At 37.1% G+C, this 24,655-nt stretch carries 30 protein-coding genes; 20 read left to right on the forward strand and 10 right to left on the reverse strand.

The genetic code is table 11. The features are described 5' to 3' along the window. The first annotated feature begins 9 nt into the window (after positions 1–9). Positions 10–927 (forward strand): DMT family transporter, encoded by a 918-nt coding sequence (locus G532_RS0106995; RefSeq protein ID WP_027964153.1) that lies wholly within the window; start codon positions 10–12, stop codon positions 925–927. 156 nt (positions 928–1,083) lie between these two features. On the opposite strand, the gene mreBH is transcribed toward G532_RS0106995, so the two are convergent. Both mreBH and G532_RS15835 read right to left on the reverse strand, forming a co-directional pair. Then, entirely contained in the window at positions 1,084–2,091 is a 1,008-nt protein-coding gene (gene mreBH, locus G532_RS0107000) for a rod-share determining protein MreBH (RefSeq protein WP_027964154.1), read from the reverse strand. Positions 2,092–2,226: 135 nt separating this feature from the next. Then, positions 2,227–2,358 carry a DUF2639 domain-containing protein gene (locus tag G532_RS15835; protein WP_084500607.1) on the reverse strand — a complete coding sequence of 44 codons (132 nt, stop codon included), beginning with the start codon at positions 2,356–2,358 and terminating at the stop codon, positions 2,227–2,229. A 157-nt stretch (positions 2,359–2,515) separates the two neighbouring features. Here G532_RS15835 and G532_RS0107010 point away from each other — a divergent pair, with 157 nt between their 5' ends. Continuing rightward, positions 2,516–3,241: a YkgJ family cysteine cluster protein gene (locus tag G532_RS0107010; RefSeq protein ID WP_027964155.1), complete on the forward strand. Its 726-nt coding sequence runs from the start codon at positions 2,516–2,518 to the stop codon at positions 3,239–3,241. 109 nt (positions 3,242–3,350) lie between these two features. Here G532_RS0107010 and G532_RS0107015 read toward each other — a convergent pair whose 3' ends face one another. Continuing rightward, the gene (locus G532_RS0107015) at positions 3,351–4,175 is read right to left on the reverse strand and encodes an HAD family hydrolase (RefSeq protein ID WP_027964156.1); all 825 of its coding nucleotides are present in this window, start codon (positions 4,173–4,175) and stop codon (positions 3,351–3,353) included. Positions 4,176–4,316: 141 nt separating this feature from the next. On the opposite strand from G532_RS0107015, the gene G532_RS0107020 reads away from it, so the two are divergent. From G532_RS0107020 to G532_RS0107035, 4 genes are all read left to right on the forward strand, one after another. After that, positions 4,317–5,063: a lysophospholipid acyltransferase family protein gene (locus G532_RS0107020; RefSeq protein WP_027964157.1), complete on the forward strand. Its 747-nt coding sequence runs from the start codon at positions 4,317–4,319 to the stop codon at positions 5,061–5,063. Positions 5,064–5,140: 77 nt separating this feature from the next. Further along, positions 5,141–5,611, forward strand: coding sequence for a low molecular weight protein-tyrosine-phosphatase (locus tag G532_RS0107025; protein WP_027964158.1), 471 nt, complete (start codon positions 5,141–5,143; stop codon positions 5,609–5,611). A gap of 24 nt (positions 5,612–5,635) precedes the next feature. Then, entirely contained in the window at positions 5,636–5,899 is a 264-nt protein-coding gene (locus tag G532_RS14965; RefSeq protein ID WP_035512724.1) for a hypothetical protein, read from the forward strand. A gap of 10 nt (positions 5,900–5,909) precedes the next feature. Further along, positions 5,910–6,746, forward strand: a complete 837-nt coding sequence (locus G532_RS0107035) for a YihY/virulence factor BrkB family protein (protein ID WP_027964159.1) — start codon at positions 5,910–5,912, stop codon at positions 6,744–6,746. Between the two features lie 54 nt (positions 6,747–6,800). Here the strand turns inward: G532_RS0107035 and G532_RS0107040 are convergent, their stop codons facing one another. Next, on the reverse strand, positions 6,801–7,973 hold the full coding sequence (locus G532_RS0107040; RefSeq protein ID WP_027964160.1) for an MFS transporter: 1,173 nt from the start codon (positions 7,971–7,973) through the stop codon (positions 6,801–6,803). A gap of 105 nt (positions 7,974–8,078) precedes the next feature. Here G532_RS0107040 and G532_RS0107045 point away from each other — a divergent pair, with 105 nt between their 5' ends. The 5 genes from G532_RS0107045 (at position 8,079) to G532_RS0107065 (ending at position 11,917) form a co-directional block, all read left to right on the forward strand. After that, on the forward strand, positions 8,079–8,465 hold the full coding sequence (locus tag G532_RS0107045; protein ID WP_027964161.1) for an OsmC family protein: 387 nt from the start codon (positions 8,079–8,081) through the stop codon (positions 8,463–8,465). 13 nt (positions 8,466–8,478) lie between these two features. Further along, complete coding sequence (locus tag G532_RS16190) at positions 8,479–8,631, forward strand: SE1561 family protein (RefSeq protein ID WP_169513900.1); 153 nt, start codon at positions 8,479–8,481, stop codon at positions 8,629–8,631. A 117-nt stretch (positions 8,632–8,748) separates the two neighbouring features. Next, positions 8,749–10,062 (forward strand): Na+/H+ antiporter family protein, encoded by a 1,314-nt coding sequence (locus tag G532_RS0107055; protein ID WP_027964162.1) that lies wholly within the window; start codon positions 8,749–8,751, stop codon positions 10,060–10,062. A 143-nt stretch (positions 10,063–10,205) separates the two neighbouring features. Next, complete coding sequence (gene pdaA, locus G532_RS0107060) at positions 10,206–10,982, forward strand: delta-lactam-biosynthetic de-N-acetylase (RefSeq protein WP_156882558.1); 777 nt, start codon at positions 10,206–10,208, stop codon at positions 10,980–10,982. 68 nt (positions 10,983–11,050) lie between these two features. Continuing rightward, the gene (locus tag G532_RS0107065) at positions 11,051–11,917 is read left to right on the forward strand and encodes a DNA-3-methyladenine glycosylase family protein (RefSeq protein ID WP_027964164.1); all 867 of its coding nucleotides are present in this window, start codon (positions 11,051–11,053) and stop codon (positions 11,915–11,917) included. A gap of 73 nt (positions 11,918–11,990) precedes the next feature. On the opposite strand, the gene G532_RS0107070 is transcribed toward G532_RS0107065, so the two are convergent. Then, a complete protein-coding gene (locus tag G532_RS0107070; protein ID WP_027964165.1) occupies positions 11,991–13,448 on the reverse strand; it encodes a type II secretion system protein in 1,458 nt (485 codons plus the stop codon). Between the two features lie 39 nt (positions 13,449–13,487). On the opposite strand from G532_RS0107070, the gene G532_RS14970 reads away from it, so the two are divergent. The 9 genes from G532_RS14970 to G532_RS0107115 all read left to right on the forward strand — a co-directional run bounded on the left by G532_RS14970 (position 13,488) and on the right by G532_RS0107115 (position 20,762). Further along, positions 13,488–13,910 carry a type IV pilus modification PilV family protein gene (locus G532_RS14970; RefSeq protein WP_035512726.1) on the forward strand — a complete coding sequence of 141 codons (423 nt, stop codon included), beginning with the start codon at positions 13,488–13,490 and terminating at the stop codon, positions 13,908–13,910. After that, the gene (locus G532_RS0107080; RefSeq protein WP_027964166.1) at positions 13,903–14,406 is read left to right on the forward strand and encodes a hypothetical protein; all 504 of its coding nucleotides are present in this window, start codon (positions 13,903–13,905) and stop codon (positions 14,404–14,406) included. The genes G532_RS14970 and G532_RS0107080 overlap by 8 nt, the downstream gene beginning before the upstream one ends. A gap of 98 nt (positions 14,407–14,504) precedes the next feature. After that, positions 14,505–16,166, forward strand: a complete 1,662-nt coding sequence (locus G532_RS0107085) for a GspE/PulE family protein (protein ID WP_027964167.1) — start codon at positions 14,505–14,507, stop codon at positions 16,164–16,166. 28 nt (positions 16,167–16,194) lie between these two features. Next, positions 16,195–17,409 (forward strand): type II secretion system F family protein, encoded by a 1,215-nt coding sequence (locus tag G532_RS0107090; RefSeq protein ID WP_051189100.1) that lies wholly within the window; start codon positions 16,195–16,197, stop codon positions 17,407–17,409. Positions 17,410–17,437: 28 nt separating this feature from the next. Continuing rightward, on the forward strand, positions 17,438–17,845 hold the full coding sequence (locus G532_RS0107095) for a type II secretion system protein (RefSeq protein WP_027964169.1): 408 nt from the start codon (positions 17,438–17,440) through the stop codon (positions 17,843–17,845). Positions 17,846–17,927: 82 nt separating this feature from the next. Beyond that, positions 17,928–18,683, forward strand: a complete 756-nt coding sequence (locus G532_RS0107100) for a prepilin peptidase (RefSeq protein WP_342662650.1) — start codon at positions 17,928–17,930, stop codon at positions 18,681–18,683. Positions 18,684–18,695: 12 nt separating this feature from the next. Beyond that, entirely contained in the window at positions 18,696–19,664 is a 969-nt protein-coding gene (pilM, locus tag G532_RS0107105; RefSeq protein ID WP_027964171.1) for a type IV pilus biogenesis protein PilM, read from the forward strand. A gap of 1 nt (position 19,665) precedes the next feature. After that, the gene (locus tag G532_RS0107110; protein ID WP_027964172.1) at positions 19,666–20,202 is read left to right on the forward strand and encodes a PilN domain-containing protein; all 537 of its coding nucleotides are present in this window, start codon (positions 19,666–19,668) and stop codon (positions 20,200–20,202) included. Beyond that, positions 20,199–20,762, forward strand: a complete 564-nt coding sequence (locus tag G532_RS0107115) for a hypothetical protein (RefSeq protein WP_027964173.1) — start codon at positions 20,199–20,201, stop codon at positions 20,760–20,762. The genes G532_RS0107110 and G532_RS0107115 overlap by 4 nt, the downstream gene beginning before the upstream one ends. A 68-nt stretch (positions 20,763–20,830) precedes the next feature. On the opposite strand, the gene G532_RS0107120 is transcribed toward G532_RS0107115, so the two are convergent. The 5 genes from G532_RS0107120 to G532_RS0107140 all read right to left on the reverse strand — a co-directional run bounded on the left by G532_RS0107120 (position 20,831) and on the right by G532_RS0107140 (position 24,654). Continuing rightward, positions 20,831–21,604: an ABC transporter permease gene (locus G532_RS0107120; protein WP_027964174.1), complete on the reverse strand. Its 774-nt coding sequence runs from the start codon at positions 21,602–21,604 to the stop codon at positions 20,831–20,833. Next, positions 21,604–22,512, reverse strand: coding sequence for an ABC transporter ATP-binding protein (locus tag G532_RS0107125; protein ID WP_027964175.1), 909 nt, complete (start codon positions 22,510–22,512; stop codon positions 21,604–21,606). The genes G532_RS0107120 and G532_RS0107125 overlap by 1 nt, the downstream gene beginning before the upstream one ends. Before the next feature lies 1 nt (position 22,513). After that, entirely contained in the window at positions 22,514–22,702 is a 189-nt protein-coding gene (locus tag G532_RS0107130) for a PLD nuclease N-terminal domain-containing protein (RefSeq protein WP_027964176.1), read from the reverse strand. A gap of 160 nt (positions 22,703–22,862) precedes the next feature. Then, positions 22,863–23,414: a GNAT family N-acetyltransferase gene (locus tag G532_RS0107135; protein WP_027964177.1), complete on the reverse strand. Its 552-nt coding sequence runs from the start codon at positions 23,412–23,414 to the stop codon at positions 22,863–22,865. A gap of 334 nt (positions 23,415–23,748) precedes the next feature. Beyond that, the gene (locus G532_RS0107140) at positions 23,749–24,654 is read right to left on the reverse strand and encodes a TIGR01777 family oxidoreductase (protein WP_027964178.1); all 906 of its coding nucleotides are present in this window, start codon (positions 24,652–24,654) and stop codon (positions 23,749–23,751) included. Between the last annotated feature and the right edge of the window lies 1 nt (position 24,655).

The raw sequence follows: 24,655 nt of genomic DNA on the forward strand, positions 1-24,655 counted from the left end.
GGTGACAGCATGGTACGATCTTATATATTTTTAATATTAACTGTTATTATTTTTTCTGGGAATTTAATAGTCGGAAAAGCAATCAATGACCTACCGCCTGTAACAATTACGTTCTTTCGGTGTTTGATTGCTTTTCTTGTTGTATTACCTTTTGGTTTAAAGCAAGTAAATTGGAACCGATCGCTTTACTTGAATAATTGGAAGGCATTGTTAGGGCTCGCTTTATCGGGGATTACTTTATTTAATATCCTTATTTATTTAGCTTTAAATTTCACCACATCGATTAATGCTGGAATTGTAGAAGCGGCTACACCAGTGTTCGCAATTATATTAGGTTACATATTTTTAAAAGAGAGATTAACTAAAAAGCAGTTAATCGGTGCTGCTATTTCATTCTTCGGCGCAGTATGGGTACTGACCTCAGGATCTTTACATGTTTTATTTTCGCTAGGTATTAATATCGGCGATTTCTTTATGGTATTGGCTATTCTGGTTTGGGCGATTTATTCTTTACTGATTAAACAACATAACCACAAATTTCCGCTGTATGGTAGTGTGCTGATTATTTTAGGAATTGGAGTTATATTATTAATTCCTACGATGATGATTGAGTGGATGGTTGTCGGAGGAATTCCAGATGCTTTGTTTGTGCAATCGAGTTGGTTCGGTCTACTTTATTTAGGAATCTTCCCATCATTTATAGCTCTTGTCTTCTGGACAAAAGGTGTTAATGATATAGGGCCTTCCTTAGCAAGTGTTTTTCTAAATTTCTTACCGATCTTTACGACGATTGGCGCAGTGTTATTTTTAGATGAATCGGTCAGTGTAGCTCAGCTATTCGGTGGGGTGCTTGTTATATTCGGAGTCCTGTTAGTGAATGTGAATTTTAGGCAACTGTTCAAATGGAAGAGAAGTAATGCAGGGTGAGAAAAATGGAATCAGTAGAACATCTGAGATAATCAGTAGAACATTTCAAATCATGAGTAGAACATCGGAAATAATGAGTAGAACATCAGAAATAATCAGTAGAACAACAAGGTAATTACACAAAAAAGGAAGTCACTCAAAAGTGACTTCCTTTTATTATTTAGCTGCTTTTTGTAGTTTGTCGATCATTTGAAGTGATTTACCTGTTCCTAATGCGACACATTCAAGTGGATTTTCAGCAATATGGACTGGAACATCAACTTCACCAGATAACCATTCTTTCATGCCATGTAATAGTGCTCCGCCACCTGTAAGCATGATGCCTCGGTCGACAATGTCTCCGCTTAGTTCAGGAGGACAGTTTTCAAGTGTTGTACGAATTGCATCAAGAATGCTTTCTAATGGCTCACGAATGGCATTTTGAATTTCCTTGGAATCAAGCGTAATCGTTTTCGGTAGCCCAGCTACTAAATCACGGCCGCGGACCTCAATGATAATTGGCTCATGCTCGACTAAAGCATATCCGATTTCCATTTTGATTGTCTCAGCTGTACGTTCCCCAATTAATACGTTGTAATGTTTACGAACGTACTGGATAATCGCGCTATCTATGTGATCTCCACCAACACGGACAGAACGGGCCGATACAACTCCGCCGAAGGAGATAATCGCGACTTCGCTCGTACCACCACCGATATCCACAACTACGTTTGAAACAGGTTCGTCTACTGGAAGTCCTGCACCAATTGCGGCTGCTAGTGGTTCTTCGATGATATGCACTTGTTTTGCACCATATTCTTTTACTGCATTTTCAATTGCTCGACGCTCTACAGAAGTTGATCCTGTTGGGGCGCAAATAATAACATTCGGTTTACGCATGGATACGCCGATCTTTTTACTTACTTTTTTAAGCATTTCCGTTAGCATTTGAGAAGTTACTTCATAATCTGCAATAACCCCATCTTTTAATGGGCGAATGGAAGTGATGTTTGCAGGCGTTTTACCAATCATTTCTTTCGCTTCATGTCCTACTGCAAGTACATTTCCCGTTTGAGTATCAACGGCTACAACAGAAGGTTCATTAAAAACGACGCCTTTCGTCTTGCTATATATCAATAGGTTTGCAGTACCTAAGTCAATTCCAATTTCTGCGTTTGCAAACATGGTGATGCCTCCATCTCTGTTAGTTAATTTTATTTGTTCATACCATACGTAAGTTTATCATGATTTATAAACCCATGAGATTAAGAATTTTTGACAAAAAAATTACAGAGGTCAGAGCCCCTGTAACAATAGTGGTTATTTTTTCTTGCTTTCTAATAAGTTTGCAAGTGTTGAAGCATTGTATTTTTCGACTTTACGTCCTTCGTAATTGCTAATGCCAATTTTCTTTAATTCAGCAACGTAATATCCTTTTGTTCCTACATACATGTGTAGCCCTCCTTCTATTTCACCTAACAAATCTGCACTAGATATTTTACCATCTATTGAAGAGATAAAAAAGAGTAATGCACGTAATTTATTAGGAAAAATTCATACTTATCCTTTATAATATAGTAAATCGCAATAATAAGAAAGGTTTTGTTTTATGACACATCGCACAGTAGACGAAGTCAAAGCTCGATTAGACCGCCTGCAATCCTTTGATTTTAAAGAGGAAAGGTTTACGGAAATAGCGGAGAATCAACTGAATAACAACGAATTATCTGATCGCCAAGTGCTTTTATATAGTTACCATAACTTACTAGGAGAAGTTTCTCATAAAATGGACTTAATGGACGAACACATGGACATGAAGCCCACATGCTTTATGGGATGTGCCTTTTGTTGTTATTTTCCAATCATAACGACTAGATTAGAAGCGAAAATGATTACGTATGCAATTGAAAACATGGAGCCAGAACGCCAAGATTATATCAAACGTCATTTAGAAAATTATTTTGAGAAGTATCACGAAAAGATTGAACATAATACCTCGCTAGATTTCGAAGCAGGGGATATCAAACATGAATATATGCAAAAACAGCTACCGTGCCCTTTACTTGATGAAAAAACTAATACGTGCCTGGCATATGAATGGCGTCCATTGCCATGTCGAACGTATGTGAATTACATGGACCCGAAAATTTGTGAGGAAAACTTAGTCCCTGAAGAAACAGTGAGCTTTGAGTTTTTATACGAAGATTATATGGGCACCTTTAATGAAGTAGCTCAAGTGATTGCGCAAGATAATGATCAAGTGCTGGATTATCCAACAGATCTTTTCCAATATGATTATTTGCCAGTGTTCTTGAGAGAGTGGATGAATAAGTAAAAGAGGGTTGAATGGCGTTGATTTAGAATATGGAGCCGAGTATAAATCAAATAAGAAGGAGACCGTCTTTAATGAGAAATAAGACGATCTCCTTCTTTTATTTTTGAACTTATTGAGAAAGCGTTTCTGTTAAAATCAAGCGTTCATCATCTACAGGTTTTTGTGCAGCCTCTGTTAACCAAACTGCTGACATTCCTATTTGTAAGGCAGGTGCAATTTCATTCATGAAGTTGTCTCCGATCGAAACGACCTGCTTTGCTTCCACGCCATATTTATCTAACACATGTTGGAAGTGGTGCTTGGTATCCACGGGTTTTCTAGCGGATGGAATGAGGTCATCAAAGTATGAGTCTAGTTCTAAAAACTGAAGTAAACGTTTCGCATCATCCACATCACTGTTGGTGCAGACAATGAGAGTTTGATGCTCGTCAAACGAAGCTAGATAATCTTTTAAGCCAGGGGTCTGAGATAGAAATCCATCTAATTCAGCCATTTGTTCCTTCGTTTTGTTATAAGACTCTTGAATGGTTGCTGGGTCAATTCCAAAGTGTCTTGCAATCGCGTATGGAGGCCACCAACCATCACCAATTGGCACCCATTTAAAAAAGTCGAATTCATGTGTCCCGATGAATTTCGGTGCATTTTCCACGTTGATTATTTCATTATCCCAATTACGTGCTTCTGTAAGTGCTTCTGTAAACGGGTCCCATGCCCATATTAAATCACGTTCACCGTCATAGACTTTCCCGATTTGCAGCGGATGATTTCCGGCCTGTGATTGGTCATATATATTTTGAAATGCATTTTGTAGATCTTCTTTTAGATAAGATTTTAAATTTGCAGTGTGAAGTTTAAAGTGCTCGGTACCTTCATACAATGTACCGTCCAGGTCAAATATGAGAACATCTTTTTTTGCTAGTAAAGATTGATACATAGGAAATCGCCCTTTCTATTACTTTCTATATTAAAGCTATCTTACCATAGTTCTTAGGTTTAAATAAATATAGCATAACCTACTATTATCGATATTTTTCTTGTAAACTATACCTATAAGACAACAAAGAGGGGTGAACACATGCGAACGATTCGAGTTTTTGCAACAGCAATTGGGTATATTATTTATTTGATGCCCTTTTTAAGAAAAGTAAAAGCCACAGCAAAAGAAGATTACCAGGTCAGGGAGTATGACGAATTTGTTCATCAATATGCTAGGAATTTTTCGAGAAAAGTAATGAAAGCTTCCGGGTCGAAGGTGGTTATATCGGGGGAAGAAAACTTACCTGAATCATCCTTTTTACTAGTTAGCAATCACCAAGCGAATTTTGATATTATTACTTTGCTCGGTTACTTCAACCGTCCATTTGGGTTTGTAGCGAAAGTGGAGTTAAAAAGGTTGCCGGTAGTTAGAAGTTGGATGTCGGAAATGGGGTGCCTATTTTTAGACCGTAAAGACCGGCGTCAATCCTTAAAGACTTTTAAAGAGGGGATTCAATTATTAAAAGATGGCCATCATTTAGCTATATTCCCTGAAGGTACTAGGTCAAAAGGTAGGGAAATGAACGACTTTAAAAGTGGAAGTTTTTCACTTGCAAAAAAGGCAAATGTTCCAGTAGTTCCAGTCATGATCGATGGAACATACGAGATTATGGAGGCAAATGGTGGTAAAATGAAACCCAGTACTGTCCACTTAACGATTTGCGCACCCATTGAACCAAGTGATTACGAAACGATGACCTTAGAAGAGATTTCAAAAGAAACACGTCATAGAATTGAACAGGCACAAAGAAATCTTAAAGAAACACGTTCCTATCAGGTGATTTAGGTTTATAAAACTAGGAAATAGGTTATATGTAATTAGGGAATAATTTAGCTATGAATATAGAGAAGAAGGTGATCAATGTGGTGAAAGTATTATTTGTCTGCTTAGGAAACATCTGTCGTTCCCCAATGGCAGAGGCTGTTTTTCAACAGCTTGTTAGCGATAAAGGGTTAGATGATAAGTTTGTTGTCGACTCGGCAGGAACAGCTGACTATCATGTGGGAGAAGCACCGCATGAGGGAACGATTCAAAAGTTAAAAGAACACGGAATCGCAACAACAGGATTAATGGGTAGACAAGTATCGATCGATGATTTTACGCACTTCGATTACATTGTGCCGATGGATGAGGATAATATACATGAATTAAGAAGGCTTGAGACTTTAGAATCCAATGCAAGGCTGAAAAAGCTCTTGGACTATGTCCCAGGTACAACAGTAAATGAGATTCCAGACCCCTATTTAACTGGTGATTTCGAGGAAACATATGCATTAGTATCAGAAGCATGTAAGTTTTTATTAGATGATATTCGTAGTGAAAATGATTTGTAAAATATTTATTTGGAGGGACTATTTATGCGTTTATGGCAAAAAGGAATTGTAGCAGGAGCACTTATTGGATTTATTGTATCATTATTTAAAAAGGAAGAGCGTACTTATATATTAAACCAGTCAAAAGGTGCAAAACAGCATCTTAGTTACTATTACCAAAACCCTTCAACAGCAATTCATCAAGTTAGAGTGAAGCTTAATCAAGCTGTTACGAGTACAGATAAGCTAGTAAATCAATTAGATGAAATTGAAACGAAATTGGAGAAAAGAGATCAAAACAACTCTTAAGTAGTAGGTGATGTGGTTGATTTTCGAGAAGCAATTTTGGAAGGATTTTTTGAGGCAGTTTCAAGAAGATGATGTTACCGGCATGTCCGCAATGTTAGCGTATTTCTTTTTATTGTCTTTAATGCCATTTATGATTTTCTTATTAACATTAGTAGGTTATATGCCTCTTTCGCAAGATCAAATCTTTGATATGTTAAACAGTTATCTACCTCCTGATACGATGGGGATGATACGAGATAACATTGATTCCTTGCTTGAAAATCAAAACGGTGGACTATTATCATTAGGTATTTTAGGTACTGTATGGTCTGCATCTGTAGGTGTTAATGGCCTCATGCAAGCGTTTAACAATGCGTATGATATTGATGAGGAACGTTCATTTATTGTTCAACGTGGGATTTCGATTGCATTAACCGTTCTAATGATTTTAGTTATTGCAGTCGCATTTGTGTTACCAATTTTTGGTCAGCAAATTGGGGAGTATATATTCTCGTTTGCCGGAGTTTCAGAAGAGTTCTTGGCAATTTGGAATTCCCTTCGATTTGTCATTTCTGGACTTATTATTATTTTAGTTATGACGATCTTATACATTTTGGCGCCGAGTAAGAAAATCGGGTTACGTCATGCACTTCCAGGAGCTATTGTTGCCACGGTTGGCTGGATGCTTACATCTTTAGGTTTTTCCTACTATGTAAGCAACTTCGGTAATTATTCTGCTACTTATGGAAGCCTTGGTGGTGTCATTGTATTAATGATCTGGTTATACCTTTCAGGAATGATGATCTTAATTGGTGGCGAGGTCAACGCTATTCTTAGTAAAAATAAAAGAAGACTGTTAAGAAAATAAATGTTAAACCTCCAATGACTGAGTTGTCGTTGGAGGTTTATTATTATTCACCTTCTATGAAGAAGCGGGGGAACTTTGCTTTTTTGTAAACAATATAGCGAGCATAATTAATAGAAACACCACGACTAGATAAAACAATGAATAACCTGCAAATAAATCGATATAAGCTCCTCCGAAGAGTGGCCCTGCGATACTTCCAAGGCTGAACATTACCCCGCATAAAATGTTTCCTGCAGGCAGCAAGGAGCGTGGCAACATGTCAGTCATATATGCAATCCCTAAAGAATAAAGAGACCCGACAAGCATGCCGGCAATGGAAAAAGTAAGTACTAGACCAAGAACGGAGGATTCTACCCATGCACTTAAAGTAAAGACAACAGCACCACCACTTAGTACGAATAATAAGACTTTACGCCTTCCGATTTGATCACTCAACATCCCAAGAGGAATTTGCGAAATAATACTTCCCGCAGCAAAGCAAGGTATGATAAATGAAATTACAGCAACTTCATGCCCAAGACGCATCGCATACACCGGAAAATTACTGTGGAGTAAAGTTTCTAAAAATCCATAAGTGAAGGGAGCTAATAGTGCAATCCAAGCATATTTAAAAACTTCTATAAACCTTCCCGCTGAACTTGTGGAGGTGACATGAATATCTTCTTCGTTCTCCTGTACGGGAAAATCATTCCTTACTAAGAACATCAGACTCCAAACAATAAGACATAAAACAGAACTCATAATAAAAGGTAGAGATGGACTGTATTCAATAAGTGGAGTCATTAATGGACCAACTGCGAAACCTAACCCGAATGCTAATCCATAGATGGCAATAGAGCGACCTCTTTTATAACTAGGAGTAGTGGTAGTGATCCATGTTTGTGTACCGAAATGGAGTATATTATCACCGACTCCAATTAATAATCTTAGGATGAACCAAAACCAGATCGCATCCCAGATTGTAAAGAAAAATAAGGAACTAAAGACAAGTGCTCCACCAAAGAGGATGACTGGTTTATATCCAAATTTTCGCAATGGAGGCTCTAGAAAAGGTGAGATTAATAAAATTCCTATGTAAAGTGCAGTAGCATGAAACCCATTTACAGCACTGGAAACACCTTGTTGTTCTAATAGGATAGCTATTAAAGGGAGCAACATTCCTTGTGAAAAGCCAGAGATTCCTACAATTGCTACTAATATTCCAAAACGTGTACGAACACTCACCATTACGAATACCTCCTTTCTGAAACAAACTTGATGACATTGTACCCGAATTACGTGTTAAAATAAAATACGACAATTGACAATAAAGCTATAAAGGAGAATGAAATCATGAAGTTTAATGTCACAGAAGATCTTATGACAGGCGAATATGAATTTGGTCCATTAAATATCTCAGGAGATGAAACACAAGGTTATCGTCCATTCCAACTAATGGTCGCGTCTTTGGCAGGATGTAGCGCTCTTGTTTATAAACGAATTCTAGAAAAACAAAAAGTAGCTTATGAAGATATGACGATCGAAGCGGAAGTGGAACGTAGTGACGACAGTGTTCGAAAAATTGAAAAGGTTACGTTAACGTTTAAGGTTACAGGTAAAGATTTGAATCAAGAAAAACTACAGAAAAGCCTCCACACAGCTTCGAATAATTGTTCGATGGTACAGTCTGTCGTCCCTTCTATGGAAGTTGAAGAAATTGTGGAAATCATTGAGGCGTAAGGAGTTTATACTAATGGCACATCAAGATCAGAATTTAGAAGCGGTCAGAGCACGCTTGGCTCATTTGTTAGAACAGTTTGAGAATGTGGACCCAGAAAAATTAACCGTAGAGGATATAGACCGATATATTGCCTTGCTAAATGAAATGGAAGAAAAGTTAAAATAATGAATCCCCCCTTTTGAGAAAAAAGATCTTAAATGGGGGTTGATTTTTTTAATTTATGATTTTATCATGATAAAGTGCTAACGCGATAACGTAAAAATTTATTTAAGGGAGATCTATATGGCAATAGCAGTTATACTATCTATTTTATTATTAGTTATATTAAGCTTATTTAGGGTCAATGTGTTGTTGGCTATCATCGTTTCTGCCATGGCAGCAGGGTTGATGTCTGGTTTAGATCCAGTAGAAACTTCTAAATTATTTGTGGAAAACTTAACAGGGAATGCAAACACTGCTCTTTCCTATATTTTATTAGGCGGTTTTGCTGTTGCAATAAGTTTGACAGGTATCACCAAAGGTCTTGTCCAGTTTTTAAAGCGATTAATTAAAGGACGAAGAGGCATAATGTTAATTGTCATTGTTATAATTGCTTCTCTTTCACAGAACGCAATCCCTGTGCATATAGCCTTTATTCCAATTTTAATTCCACCATTAATTGCTGTTTTTGATAAAATGCAACTGGATCGTCGAGCTGTTGCAACGGCTTTAACGTTTGGACTTAAAGCACCTTACCTGACGATTCCGCTCGGTTTTGGATTAATTTTTCAAGTCATTATTGTAGATGAAATGGAATTAAATGGTGTAGATATTGCACTTGATCAGGTAACCCTTGCCATGATTATTCCAGGCTTAGGAATGGTTGTTGGGTTATTGATTGCTTTATTCATCACATATAGAAAGAAACGTGACTATGCACAAGTTAAACCGGAAGGAGAGCCAAGTGATTATAGCGTCACAGATGATGTACCATTCGCATTTGAACGAAAACATGCCATGACTTTATTAGCGATCGTTGCAGCTTTACTCGTTCAAATTTTTACCGAGGAAATGGTACTTGGAGCACTTACTGGGTTACTTCTTATGTTTCTTCTCGTTGCAGTTCCACTTAAACAAAGTGAAGAAGTGATGTCCAAGGGAATTAGTATGATGGGAATGATTGCTTTTATTATGCTAGCAGCTTCTGGTTTTGGTGGTATTTTACGTGAAACTGGATCTGTAGAAGCTATAGTCGAAGCTTCTTCTGGCTGGTTAGAAGGTAATCAGCTTATGATTGCATTTGTTCTTCTATTAATCGGATTAATTGTCACTTTAGGGCTCGGTTCTTCCTTTGGTACCATCCCAATTCTCGCCGTGCTTTATGTACCAATCGCAACTGCCGCAGGATTTTCTCCAATGGCAATTGCTGTATTAATTGGGACAGCAGGTGCTTTGGGTGATGCTGGGTCACCAGCATCAGATTCTACACTTGGACCAACAGCTGGATTGAATGTGGACGGCAAACATAATCATATATGGGATACATGTGTCCCAACGTTCTTACACTTCAATATTCCACTGTTTATTTTTGGAATGATTGCTGCCGTCATATTGTAACTTTTGAAAGTCCCTGTTGCTAAGGCAGCAGGGCTTTTTTTAAAAAAACATCCAAATATTACACGCTAACTACAATGTATAGTTCCTCATGATTCTTACTTTATTCAGCCATACTAAATGTATGAAATGAATGGAGGATGAAAATGAAACGTACATTGTTTTTAATCGTTATATTAATGTTAGTAGTTGTTAATACGATGTCAGCTACTTCAAATGAATCGTATGGATATGGGTATAAGAAAAACTTTGAAGAACGAGCTCCTGACTTAGGATTTTATGCAGGTTTGATTGAGAAGTACAATGGTATATATTTAGGGGATGAAAAAGAAAAGAAGGTTTACATTACTTTTGATAACGGGTATGAGCAGGGTTATACGGAATCAATCCTTGATACATTGAAGGAGAAACAAGTTCCTGCGACGTTTTTTTTAACCGGACATTACGTAGATGATGTTCCTGAATTAGTAAGTAGAATGGTCGATGATGGACATATTATTGGAAATCATTCCGATCAACATTTAGACTACACGCAAACAAGTGATGAAAAGGTAAAAGCAGACTTAAAGGCATTGGATGATAAAATCACATCGGTTACAGATCAACAAGAGGTAAATTTATTTCGCCCAGCTAAAGGTGTTTTTAGCGAAAGAACATTACAGTTAACGGACGAGCTAGGTTATACGAATGTTTTCTGGACGGTTGCCTTAGTGGATTGGCACCAAGACCAAAATAAAGGTTGGGAAAATGCTTTTGAAGAAGTAGTAAAACAAGTGCATCCTGGAGCCATTATTTTACTGCATGCTGTTTCTGAAGATAATGCAGAGGCGTTAGGGTACTTAATTGATGAATTGAGGAAACGGGGATATGAATTTGGCTCACTGGATGAAGCGGTTTGGAATAATGTAACACAACACAGATAAATTTTTTGCTATTACGGAGTGCCAAGTTGTACACTAGTCATAGTTGAAGCAATAAGGGAGAGAGAAATATGTGGAAGGAATATTATCACGCTGCTGGTATGTATGATTTTGATTATACGTTGAAGCGTTTGAACATGGATCCGCTTGTTCGCGTAGATATAAAAGAGCGATGGGTAGACATACCTGTGAGATTACCAAATAACAAATGTGTCGTACGAGTCAAAGCAGAAGGCACGACTGAAAAGCCAACATTTTCCGTTATGTCTGACCATGATGAAGACCAAGACATCATCTTTGAACATATCAGGAATTTATTTCAATGGGATAAAGATTTAGAGGAAGTGTATGAGTTTTTTGAGGAAACGGATCTTGCAATGGTCTTTTTCTCTTATCCAGGCACACCTATTGTACGTGACTTTCATTTATACGATTCCTTGATGAAAGTTATTATTCATCAACAATTGAACATGAAATTTGCTTATACTTTAACGACTCGTTTTGTTAGCAAATTCGGTAAACAAGTTGATGGGTCTTGGTTCTACCCTACACCTGAAGAAGTGGCTGAATTAGAGTATGAGCAACTTCAAGACTTACAGTTCAGTAGACGTAAAGCAGAGTATATTATTGATACGTCTAAAATGATTGTAGATGGCGAGATAGACCTTCATAAAATCTCAAAAATGCAAAACGAAGAGATCATGAAGGATTTAGGGAAAATTCGTGGAGTAGGTCCTTGGACGGTTCAAAATTGGTTGCTTTTCGCACTCGGTAGAGATGATTTACTTCCAGGTGCAGACGTAGGAATCCAAAATGCTTTGAAAAACGTTTGGAAAATGGAAGAGAAACCTAAGAGAGAAATGATTGAAAAGGCTGGTGCTGCGTGGGCGCCATTTAGAAGTTATGCGGCAATGACATTGTGGAGAAGTATAGATTAACTTGATAAAAACTCCTTACCATTCCTTATATACAGGGTGGTAAGGAGTTTTGTTCTTTAAGAGGTAGTTCGATTTAATTTACGTCAAAGGGTAGTTCTGAATTAGAATCGAAATATTGATCAATGTTTTTAAATGATATGCTTGACCCACCATTTGATACATCAAATCCATCTCGTGCAATAACTACACCAGTAAAACTTTCTCCAGTAAAAGTAACCCTACCATTCGGAGCAAAGATCACACCATCGAATTGAGACCAGTTAGAATTTATAGTGACATCGCCTCCGCTTACAATTACAAAATTCTCTGGATTATTATTTTGAGCATGAATGTTCACATTTCCTTCAGAGTATACTAAATTGTCTGATTGAAGCGTGCTATTGTTTTCGTAGCCGTTTTCCTCGTACCATTCTGCAGCTCTTAATCCTGGCATTGATTGGTCTGGGTGATTAGGTAAAGAAGGGAAAGTACTAGATGAGAAGTCACCTTCTATGGAAACCTCTCTATTCGTTTCGTTATTTAATTCCCCGTTTAAATATAAATCTTCTATGTTGTTGTTTCCTCCCCAACCAATAGTTAGATCACCATCTACATACGTATCTTCTGCATTTATCGTTCCTTGCGGGAGTGTTAAAGAACCATTTATATATAGTTGATTGGCATTGATTGTTGCTCCGCCGCCACTCATGTTTAAGTTCCCATTGATCAAGACAGTATCAGCATGAATGGTTCCACTGCGAAAGTCGACATCTCCATCCAAAAATAAGTCCTCACTATTCAAATTTGCTCCACCATAAATATTCGTTTTACCTTTTATGCTAATTAACTCTGTTTTACCTTGTTCTCCTAATGATGCACTTCCTGAAAGGTTCACACTGTTTCCTGATTTATCAATATATATAGTGTGTACTGATACAGAAGAGCTGCCATCAAAACTAATGTCGGATTGATTACGATTATTAATTACAACTTGTCCATTTTTACTTTCACTTGATACAGGAACACTTCCGCCTACAGATAGATTGGACCCGTACACAAAGACATTTTCGTCTCTTAAGTAGGAATAAAAATCTTGTCCGAATTCAGGTAAGGATACACTTAAACTAGATTCTGTTTCTACTTCTTTTCTTGGTTCAATCGTTGTGTTTATGGAATACTCATTGCCAAAACTATTCTCAAGCGTAAATCCAACACCGAGTGATTCACTTCCATCGATAGTTACGTTTTCTGAACTAGAAACTTGATTAGTGTTTAGCGATAAACTTATCACATCATACCGATCTTCGTGGGTGAATTGATTAAAAGAAATTGAATAATCTTCTGTTTCCGCTTGATGCTTTTGCCTCATTTGAGTGATAATAAGATTAGCCTCTTGTCGCAATTTGACATGAGAGTCTGTCTGTTCACTGTATTGCAGAGCATTAGCTAAAACGTGAAAGGCAAGTGTAGTGATCAAAGAAATAATAACTAATGTAGCTAACACTTCGACTAATGTTATTCCTTTTTGATTATTTATTCGTAAATATTTCAATTGACCACCCACTTTCTTTTAAGAGATGAGGAGAATTAGATGCCTACTATAAAAAATAGATTAAAAGATTCTAGCGGCCTTACATTAATAGAGGTGTTAGGTGCGATTACGATTTTAAGTATTGTGTTGATAGGTTTTATGAATTTCTTCCCGCAATCCATGCTCTTAGCAAATAAAACAGAAGATGAATTGACAGCTGTGAATGTTGCAGAAGATGTTTTAGATCAAGTTAAAGCTAATGGAGAAAGCTCTTCCGTGGATTCTCCAATCTCTGCAAACAATCGTGAGTATTATCCCGTAGTAGAGTACATTCAGTCTAATGCCCATAGTGAAGCAGAACATACTTTGTCCCTTCAACGTGTAAGAATACAAATCTATACAACGACTCTTTCTGAGGGTGCTGTAACACCCGCTGCAGAGTTATACGGTTATGTAGAAACAGAGGAGGAATTGGATGAATAAACTCACTTCTGAACGTGGTTATGTCCTCATAGTTGTTATCTTAATCATAGCAGTAATAGGTATTATTACACCACCCATTATGTCTAATATACTAAATAGTGCTATACAATACCAATCTACGGAAAAAGAATTACAACTTGATAAGTTAAGAGATATGGGACTTACATTTGCTGACGAAGCAATATTACATAGTGAAGATGTTGCATTAGAAGAAACGGAGACGTGGATCTCTGGTTTGTCAGAAGCACCGTCGAACCAACAAGTAATTAATCAATTTGAAACGTATTTTAAAGATGAATTATCTAATTTAGGTATTAATGAGGAATTGATTATAGAGATAGAGGAAGATGCCAGTTATAGAGTTAGTTTTGAAGATATCAGTACATCAACTTCTGCTTTAACTATTAACTATTATGTTACACCAGCATTGGAAGATGATTTTGATGATCGTCACATGGAAGAAGAATCCAAAGAAATAAGTCTTTCGATCAATTAATAATTATTTTAGTGACAAAAGTCGCAATCTATTCTAACTATTAGTATAATAAATGATATGTCGAAATATTAAATCATTTAAGAGAAAGGAAGGTTTCCTTGGCGAAAAAAATCAAATTACGACTGGGTGAGATCCTTGTTCAAGAAGGCCTAATCACAGATGACCAATTACAGCTAGCTTTAAAAGAAAAAGCCCCCAGTCAAAAACTTGGTGATAAGTTGATGGAAGAGGCATACATAACGGAGTTGCAGCTTGTTGAAGTGTTGCAGCAACAGCTAGGTATCACGCATGAACGTCTTTATAATTACTCCTTTGACCAATCGATTTTAAACCTTATTCCGAAAAATTTTGCTAAAGAAAATAAGGTGATCCCGCTTAGGCGTGAAGGTAATAAGTTGTACGTTGCAACTTCAGACCCATTAGATTATTTCGTAATGAATGACCTAAGATTAACAACAGGATTTAAAATTGAGCCAGTCATTGTGATTCGGGATGAGCTTCGCCAAGGAATTCTTAAGCTATATGAACGAGAAGATTTTAGTGAACAATTCGAAGTAGAAAGGCAACAAGAAGAAAGAGTTCCTGACCTCACCGCTGAGGAGGAAGCTTCACCAGTAGTAAAATTAATGAACCAGCTCATTCAACAAGCCGTAGTAGAAAAAGCAAGTGATATTCATGTGGATCCTCAAGAAGATCAGGTGATGATTCGTTTACGGGTTGATGGCGCACTTAGAAACGAGCAAAACTTAGCAAAAAGTGTACAGTCTTCTTTAACAACTCGGATTAAAATCATGGCAGGATTAGATATCACACAGCAAAAAGTGCCTCAAGATGGACGAATAAAAAGAAAAGTAGAAGGTAGAGATATTGATTTACGAGTTAGTACCTTACCAACCATTTTTGGAGAAAAAATTGTAATCCGCGTACTTGATACGATGGCTGTTTCAAATGACTTAAAAGAGATTGGTTTTGAAGCGGATAATCTTGAGAAATTTATTCGAATGATTGAAAAGCCATATGGGATTGTTCTTTTAACGGGACCAACCGGGTCTGGTAAAACGTCAACGATGTATGCCGCTTTAACAAGATTAAACCAAGAAGAATCTAATATCATAACGGTGGAAGATCCTGTAGAGTATGAGCTTCAAGGAATTAATCAAATCCAAGTTAACCCACAAGTTGGACTAACATTCGCTTCTGGATTACGCTCTATTTTACGACAAGATCCAGACATTATTATGGTTGGTGAAATTCGTGATAGTGATACAGCTAATATGGCAGTCCGTGCATCCATTACCGGGCATTTAGTACTAAGTACGTTACATACCAATGATTCGACTGGTGCAATTAATCGACTCGTTAATATGGATGTAGAGATGTTTCTTGTAGGTTCTTCTTTAAATGGAATTGTAGCTCAGCGACTAGTACGAACATTGTGTCGTGATTGCGAACAGGCAGAGATCCCTACTGCAAGAGAGCAAGAAATTTTTAGGAAATATCACATTAATTTATCGAAGGTTAAACGTGGTAAAGGTTGCCCTACTTGCAATATGACAGGATATCGAGGGCGAACTGCAATTCATGAAGTACTGTACATTGATGATGCGATTCGCGAGGCAATATTAGATGGAAAGTCCAAAGTCGAAGTGGAAAGAATAGCGACTGAACAAGGGTTTATTCGATTATTTGAAGACGGCCTACGAAAAGTGGAAAAAGGAATTACTACAATGGAAGAAGTATTCCGGGTCGCTGCAGAATAGGTTTGAGATTATTAAGTCGGGGGTATAAATGACTATGACTTCCTATAAGTATATAGCTGCAGATTTCGAAGGGAATATGAAAAAGGGTGTAATCGACGCTTATAACGAAGAATTAGCAAAGACGAAGCTTCGTGAAGAAGGGTTGAAAATTGAAAACATTGAAGAAACGGAAAAATCAATCTGGAAAACAGAGATTTACTTTGGTAGTCCAGTGAAAAGCCGTGACTTTGTCGTCTTTCTACAGCAATTTGCTGCTCTTCTTAAAGCAGGTTTAACTATTGTTGAATCAATCAATATTCTTAGAGAACAAACGAGTAACAAAGCATTAACAGAAGCACTTTATCACGTGGAAATTGATATGCGACAAGGAAGTTCGCTTGCAAAAGCTTTAAAGAATCATCCTAGAATATTTTCTTCCGTACTCATAAATATGGTACATAGCGGAGAATCTAGTGGCGCTTTAGGGCCGACTTTAGATAAGCTAGCTGAATACTACAACAAACAGTACAAAACGAAGCAAAAGGTGAAAGCTACTTTCGCATATCCAATCACTGTATCTGTTGTTGCAATAGCTGTAGTCGTGTTCTTAATGTTATATGTCGTTCCACAGTTTGTTGATATGTTTGCGCAATTTGGCGCAGATTTACCATTGATTACACAGTTTGTATTATCCATAAGTAATCTATTACAAAGCTACTGGTTATTAATCTTGTTAGTGTTAGCAGGACTTTGTTTAGCAGCTTATACGCTTTATCAAAAGGAAAGCGTGAGGAAAGATATAGACCGTTACATGCTCCGCGTTCCAGGCTTTGGGAAATTAATACTTAAGTCAAACTTAGCCCAGATGTCTAGAACACTTAGTTCCCTGCTCTACAATAAAGTTCCAATCATTCTAGCACTAGAATTAACGGAACAAACCTTGAAAAATAGAGTAATACGAGAAACATTACAAGATTCGCGGATCTCCCTTAAAAAGGGTGGTTCATTAGCAAAACCTATGAGGGAGCACTGGGCCTATCCTTTTCTTGTGACACAGATGATTGAAGTGGGAGAAAAGACTAATGCTTTAGATGATATGCTAGACCAAATTGCAACGTTTTATGAAGATGATGTCGATACCGCCACAGAACAGCTTAAATCGTTGCTAGAACCGTTGTTAATTGTCGGATTATCTGTTATCGTTGGGACAATCGTCTTAGCTATAATAGTACCGATGTTTGAATTATTTAACCAAGTGAATTAAAAATTTTATATAAAAGGGGCAAAAAGTAATGTTAAAAAGAGTACTTAAGAATCAGAAAGGTGTTACGTTAGTAGAGCTTTTAGCAGTTATTGTTATTTTAGGGATTATTGCATTGATCGCTGTACCATTGATTAGTGGGGTTATTGAGGATTCGAGAGAAGATAGTGTTAGGTCAAGTGCGATTAATCTGATAAATTCAACCGAGTTGTATGATGTGACAAATAACAATTCAGAAGGTGGAAGTTATTCTAGTGGTGATGACGAATATTTAAGTTATATTAATGATAGAGAAAGTGCTGATTTTAGTGGAGCAACTGTAATTGTTGAACCTAATGGTGCAAGCACTATTTCCGGCACAGTTCAAGTTAATGATACTTCATTAGAATTTCCTGATGGTACTACTGTTTCAGATATTAATGATGGTGCAGGAAACTAAATAGTTTATAAAGCGCGGCAATTGTCGCGCTTTATTTCTATCAAACTACCAAAAATCTATCTTTTATTAACGACTAGGACTGGTGCTCTTGCTATTCATTTACTTGTATATATTTTTTGTCGGACTGATTCTTGGGTCCTTTTATAATGTTGTTGGACTTCGGATTCCAAATAATGAATCTATTATACATCCGCCTTCTCATTGTCCTAGCTGTAATCAACGTTTAAGTACAGCACAATTGATTCCGGTATTTTCATATATTTTTCAAAAAGGAAAGTGCAAAAATTGTCGAACAAATATTTCGCCGATTTATCCTTTCTTTGAAGCCTTAACTGCGGGGTTGTTTGTGTTTGCATTATATTACATAGGTTTTGACTCTGAATTGTTTATTGCATGGACGTTGATTAGCTTGTTGGTCATTATTACGGTCAGTGATTTGAATTATCAGCTCATACCAGATCGAATATTATTGTTTTTTGTTATATTAATTTTGATTTTACGTATTGGTTTACCGCTTGATCCTTGGTGGGATGCTTATGCAGGCGCGCTTTTAGGGTTTGGAATTCTCCTTATCATTGCGATTGTTAGTAAAGGTGGCATGGGGGGAGGGGACATCAAGTTATTTGGTGTTCTTGGTCTAGTGTTAGGAATTCAAGGTGTTTTACTTACTTTAATGCTTTCTGCTTTGCTCGGTTCGATTGTTGGATTGATGTTGATTGCAACTGGCAAGGTGAAACGAGGAATGCCAATGGCGTTTGGTCCTTTTATAGCTGTTGCTGCATTGATTAGTTATTTTTTTGCGGAACCAATACTTTCGTGGTACTTACAACTCTTCTAATAAGGTGATTATATGTTCGGAAAAAAACAAATTGTAAATTTAGAAATACGAGATTATGTGATCCGCTTCTCTGAAAGTAACGTGAGTTCGACTAGCAATGTCGAGCGAATTGGTGAGCATTTTTTACCTTCAGGGATTATTGTAAATGGTGTGATTGAAAAAGGTGAGGCGTTTCTTAAAATCTTAAAAACATGCGTGAAGAAATGGAAATTAAAAGGTAAAAGTGTGAGGTTAACTTTACCGGAAGCGGTTGTTATTGTTAGGAAGCAGGATATCCCTGCAGACATCAAGAAGGACCAGATTAATCAACATATTCAATTTCAATTAGGTGAAACGATACATTTACCTTTTGAACGTCCAATTGTTAGGACTATTTACTTGAATGAAGAAGAGGGATCGCACACAGTAAGTTTAATTTCTACTGATGAACAACTTGTAAGCCGTTACACGGAACTTCTTCATGAGGCGAAGTTGAAAGTGATTGCGGCGGACTTATCTTCTTTTAATTATTACCGTGTTTTTCATCAGCAACAATTAGTAGATGCAATGGACCATGTGTTGTTCATGCAATACTATGTGGATCATGTTGTGTTTAGTGCTTTTCACAACCATACACCGATTTTTCTTCAAGAATTTGATTTAGAGGCTGGAGCAGAAACGTCCGCACAACTTGGTCCTACTATGTCTAAAGAAGACTTTCATGAAGAGGTAGTTTTAGAGGAATTAGATGATATTTCAACAGAAATTGAGCGTATTGAACGTTTTTATCAATATTCCATGAACCAAGATGAACAGCGCTTTACTAAAATTGCGGTTGCTGGAGATCATCCCTTTATGAATGAAATTATTAGCCAGATGAAAGAATCAAATGAAATTCCAGTCATTCACTTGGAAGATAATCGGATTCAGGGCCCTAAAGGACTTACATTAGAACAAAAATTTCATAGCGTTTATGGGCTAGCTTTAAAAGGTGGTCAGTAATATGTTGATTGATATAAACCTTTTACCAGTGAAAGAAAAAAAGAATAATCACCCCAAAATATTGTTTTCTATTTTAGGATTTCTGTCTGTTTTAGTTTTGGTGACTGTAGCTTTCTTCTTTTGGGAGTATGAGCAAGATCGCTCTTTCCTCTCTGAGCGCCTAAACCAAGAACAAGCATTAACAACAGAATTACAATCTGAACTTTCGGGTGATGAAGAGTTTCAAGAAGCAGAACGGTTAGAAGCGATTACTACTGATATACAAGAAGCTATTCCAGAAGCAACCCCTGTATTAGAAGAGTTATTAGAAAATCTTCCTTCTAGAAGCCATGTGGAAGCATATCAAACAGATCAACAAACGGTGGAATTAACGGTACGAACAAGTTCGAATATCGCTGCAGTTACCTACTTTCAGTCTCTGCGTGAAATCGAGGAATTACTTGATGTGGACATACACTCGATTTCCTATATGGATGATGAGGAATACTTCGTAACAACTTACACCGTTCACCTCCAAGAAGAGGAGGAACAGGTATGAAAATAACACCGGGACAAAAAAGATTGGCTATAATATGGATTGCTTTTTTAGTAGTTATAGCCGTAGCTCTGTACTATTTTATCTTGCTGGAGCAACAACGATCTATCACTACGATGGAGAATGATCTAGATTTTGAAATGCAAAAAAATACAGCCTTACAAGAAAATTTACAAAACAAGGACTTTGATGGGCTATCAGCAGACTCATACAGAGAACTATTACCTACTGAACTGGACGATGAGCAAGTTATGGAATTAATTAATCAGGCATCAGATGATACTAATACTACTGTACAAACATACCAGTACTTAGAACGTGGTCAAACCTCTGTAGATCGTTTGAATCAGCCTGTGGAAGAAGAGGAGGAAGAACAGAATGGGGATCTTTCTACCCTGACGTTAATGTTAAACGGACAAACAGATTCTGTTTCTTCTTTAGAAAGCTTTGTGGATCAAATGGAAAGCAGTGATCGAATTGTTTATATTCAATCGCTTCAGTTTGAATCCCAACAAAGTGAAGATGTCACATTTGAACTAACTTTCTCGGTTTTCGCTTATTAAATAGTAAAAAAATCGCTCCGAATTATTTCCAATACAAAATGGAAACAGCTCGGAGCTCATTTATTATGTTATTCAATTGCTCTATTTTTAAGTGTCGTGATTGCAATAGTTAAAGCAACTACCATTAATATTACAGAGATTAATACTGACATCCACATTTCCGTTTCCATGTTGCCGGAAAATAGATAAATCCCAATATAATCAGAGATTAATGCCGGGCTCCACGTAAGAACATGTGAATATATACTGGTTATAATGTTAATTGCCAAGATGACAATAATCGATATAAATGCTACTAGTCCTTGGGATCGAAACATTGTATTAAACATCATGACAATAGATAAGACGAGTAAGAACCAAATAACATAAAAAATTGCACTTACGAGTAATTGAGAGAAAGCTATGTCACCGAATAATAATGTTACATAATACCAACCAGCTATTAATGAAATGACTAATGAAATAGATACGAGAACACTCATCGCAGCATATTTAGCGGTAATATAATGTATGTAACTTACAGGCTTTGATAGGATTAGTTCATATACCCCGCTTTTAAGTTCACTGGATACCATCCCCATGGAGATGACGACAGCAATTAATACTCCTAAAACGCTCAATTGATTAAAGCTCATCATCATAGCTTCTGCAGGAGGGGGCGATGGAATATCAATGCTCGCACCTTCAGGCATTCCACCAACGGATTCTAATATGATAGGTAGATAATAAGTAGTTATTGGATCCATCACTGCAAACAAAATAAATACGATGGGTACCCATATCCATTTGAAATTCCGTAGATGTTCTAAGAGTTCTTTATTGAAAATTACTAACCACTGCATTATTCCTGCACCGCCTTCATAAATACGTCTTCTAGGGAAGAGGTTGCTACTTCGAATTTGCTTAGTTCCCATTCTTCTTCCTGAACAATACTTAAAATTTGTTTTCTGGCTTGTGGGAGGTCATGTACACTTACTTTTATTATTCCTTCTAAACGTTCCACTTGAAAGATTGACTCCATCTCTCTAAGCTTTTCTTCTATATATTTCGGTTCCTGGGTGAAAGCTAAATGAATGGAAACAGTTTCTTGAGCATCACGTACATCTTCTAAGGAACCTTGTTTAATCATTTTTCCGTGATGTAATAGTAAAATTTCTTCGCTAACTTCTTCTGCATCGTTCAAGATGTGAGTGGAGAAAAGAATCGTTGCGTCTTTTTTTAGTTCCCGAATTAAATTTAACACTTCACGCCGGCCAATCGGGTCCAGGGCAGAGACAGGTTCATCTAAAATAATTAGTTTTGGTCGATGAATCAAAGCTTGAGCAATCCCTAGTCTTTGTTTCATGCCCCCAGAATATTTGGAGATTCTTAATTTCTTTTGGTCATATAAGTTTACGAGTTGTAGCAGTTCATCTGCGCGTTTTTTCGCGTCTTCTTTAGAGAGGTGAGAGATTCTCCCAACATAAATGAGAAATTCTTCTCCGCTCATCCAGTTATGAAATACTGGAAACTGGGGCAAATAACCAACATGCGCCCGGACATCTTTCGATAATTCCTTTTCACTAAAGTCAATCGATCCACCTGAAGGTTTGATAAACCCCGCAAGCATTCGGAGAGTCGTTGTTTTACCAGCTCCATTTGGGCCGAGTAAAGCGACACATTTCCCTTGATTCAAGGTGAAGTTAATTTCATCTACAACATTTGTATGGTTATACGTTTTGGTTAACTTTTCAGCAGCTAATAATGCCATCTTATGGTCTCCTTCCAATAACAAAATATAAAATCGGCCCTATTAAATTCCCAAAAATAATAATTAAAGCCCACATCCATTTAGGTCCTTGGGTTTCCTCGATTCGTTTAAGGTCAATCAGCGCAATAACAATCAAAATTAATTGTAATCCGACTATTGGTAAGATTAGTTGGAAAATGGTTTCATCCACGATGATCACTCCTTTGACATATATTATATCGTAAAAATAGTATATTGGATGGAATATAGACAAAAAAAGTCACCCTTCTTTACGAAAAAGGTGACTAATTTAATCGAACTATTTATTTGAAAGAACAGGCTGATTAGGCAACCTGTACAGTCTTACACTTTCAAGCTTCTAGTTCGCCAATTTCCTCTTGTTGCTGCTCATGCATGTAGAACATGAACGCTTCTTTATAAATGGCAAACAGATGATATTTCTTTTCGCTTTGATTAACTTGTTCGTATACTGCAGGGTACGTTTCATTTGCTAGAGTTGCGTAAGATAATTTCTGCATTGCTTTATAGGAGCGGAGATTTTGCTGATTTACTTTCAAGAAAACTACTTCAATTTCTTGTTCCATAAACAATTCCCACAGAAATAATTCTTTCGCATATTGGTTATAGCCTTTTCCGAAATAAGGTTTGCCTAACCAAGTAGCAAGAAAGCCTTTGCCTTCAGTAATGTCGTATAAAGTAATAGCGCCAATTGGTAATTCCCATTCATCCAAAATGGTACGAGAAATCAACTCGCCATTTTCCTCTTGTTGATTCATTTTGTTGATAAAGAAATAATACGCTTCGAGTGACTCTACTCTTTCACGTACATAAGGCTTTACTGCTTCATCATCTAGTAATGGAAACAGTGTTGGAACGTCATGGACATCTCTTCTTTTCAGCATAAAAAATCCCCTCCTTTGGTATCGTGAGGGGACTCGCACATACAGAAAACATAGGCGGCCTGGGTTGACGAATCACCCTCGAATTTTTTTCATTTGCACATCAGAAACTGATTGTTGCACACAATGTACATTTCAAAAATCCGGGGTGGGAATCGAACCCACTAGAACTGCTTTGTGACAAGCAGTGGCGCACCATTTGCCTTCCCTTTCTTTTTAACTAAATGAATTCTACAATATTTTATTCCGTTTGAAAATAGGTTTGCATCATTTTTTATAAAATAATTTTATTGACTTTTAAGAATGTTGATATACCAAGGTTTATAAGCTAAAAAAATTAATAAATATCTTGTAAAGCACTTCGTAGATCTGGGAATATAAATTCATACCCGTGTTCTTCTAATTTCTTCGGGTATACATATTGGCCTTGTAGTAGTAAATCTGCCATATCTCCAAGGATGGTACGGATCGCAAATGATGGCGCCGGAATCCAGTGTGGACGGTTAAGTGCATCGGCTAATTCTTTTCCAAACTCCTTGTTTTGACGAGGATATGGTGCTGTGAAGTTCACAACATCTTCTACGTCATGCTTATGAATGATAAATTCCATAGCATTAATAACATCGTCAATATGAATCCAAGACATCCATTGTTCCCCGTTACCTAGGCGGCCACCACCGAACAGTTTATATGGAAGTGCCATATTTGGTAGGGCACCTTCTTCTCCGTCTAGAATTAATCCAAATCTCGTTTTTATGGTTCGAATACCTAATTGTTTTGCTTCATCTACTTCATTTTCCCAAACATTACATACTTCAGCTAAGAAATCATCGCCTGGAATAATCGTATCTTCCGTATAAATATTAGTCTCTGAATTCCCATAAAACCCTACAGCAGAAGCGTTAATGTATACTCGTGGTTGTGCCCTTAATGCTCCCATAATACGTATGAATTCTCTAGTTGTTGAAATTCGACTCTCTAGAATGGATTTTTTCCGTTCTTCCGTCCATCTTCCACTAGCTAAGGACTCTCCAGCTAAATTAATACAAACATCCATGGCTTCTAATTCAAGTTCAGGCTGACTATTTGGAGTAAGCCACTCAATATACTTTACATTCGGTTCATTGTCATCATACTTGTCGGGGTTTCTTGTAAGAATATAAATTTCGTCATCTTTTGCGGTGAAGTGATCGACAAGTCTACGACCGACGAACCCTGTACCGCCTGCTATTAAAATTCTCAAG

The sequence above is a fragment of the Halalkalibacillus halophilus DSM 18494 genome (genome assembly GCF_000423105.1).
GTDB classification, from domain to species: Bacteria; Bacillota; Bacilli; order Bacillales; family Alkalibacillaceae; genus Halalkalibacillus; species Halalkalibacillus halophilus.